Source organism: Sphingopyxis sp. KK2 (genome assembly GCF_001990265.1).
GTDB lineage: Bacteria > Pseudomonadota > Alphaproteobacteria > Sphingomonadales > Sphingomonadaceae > Sphingopyxis.
In genome coordinates this window covers 1-828 of the sequence record NZ_LYVN01000300.1, presented here as the reverse complement: position 1 = coordinate 828, position 828 = coordinate 1, and the positions used below count along the sequence as shown (strand labels likewise).

The following is an 828-nucleotide window of genomic DNA, read 5'->3' as shown; positions in this document are numbered from 1 at the left end:
CCGCCTGCGGGAGGGGGGAGAGGCGTCGCCCTCGTTATTTCCTATCCAGCCCCACGCTCTCCAGCGTCGCACCGCTGCATTTGTCGGCAGCCTTGGCCGTGGCGCTGTTCCCCGAAAGCGCCCCGATCGCGAGGAACCCCGCGACCACCGCGATCAGGAAGGCGCCTGCGACCCACACCAGATATTTGTCGATGAACGCCTTGATCGGCGCCCCGAACAGCCGGAACAGGACGCCGACGAGCATGAAGGAGAAGGCGCGGCTCGCGAGGCTGGCGAGCAGGAACTCGCCGAAGTTCATCTGGATGAAGCCCGCGGTGATCGTCAGCAGCTTGAACGGGATCGGCGTCGCGCCCTTGATCAGGATGATCTCGGTGCCGAACTGGCGCAGGTAACAGGCGGCGGGCGGGAAGGCGTCGGTCAGCCCGAGCACCCCGAGCAGCCAGAGCCCGACGCTTTCATAGAGGAAATAGCCGATCCCGTAACCGAGCATGCCGCCCGCGACCGAGGCGAGCGTGCAGATGGCGGCATAGCGCACCGCCTTTTTCGGATTGGCGAGGCACATCAGCCCGAGCAGCGGATGCGGCGGGATCGGGAAGAAGCTCGCCTCGACGAAGGAGACCAGCGCGAGCCAGAGTTCGGCGTGCGGATGCGCCGACTTTTCCATCGTCCAGTCGTACATGCGATGGATGAAGCCGGGCTTGGCGGTAGCGGTCATGCTGGTCCTTTGGCGCGGTAGGTTGCGCGGGCGCATCTATGCCGGGGGTGCCGGGGGAAGTCGATGGCCGTCTTATGGCGCTGCCATCGCCCTCACCCTTCCGGCGCTTCGCG

Annotated in this window: 1 protein-coding gene; it reads right to left on the bottom strand. The window is 66.2% G+C overall.

The features are described from left to right. Positions 1–34 precede the first annotated feature (34 nt). Positions 35–715: a YqaA family protein gene (locus tag B1A78_RS21915; RefSeq protein ID WP_077148916.1), complete on the bottom strand. Its 681-nt coding sequence runs from the start codon at positions 713–715 to the stop codon at positions 35–37. Positions 716–828 lie beyond the last annotated feature (113 nt).

Coding starts and splice junctions, on each gene's coding strand:
- B1A78_RS21915 (WP_077148916.1), bottom strand. CDS start 715: ATGACCGCTACCGCCAAGCCCGGCTTCATCCATCGCATGTACGACTGG.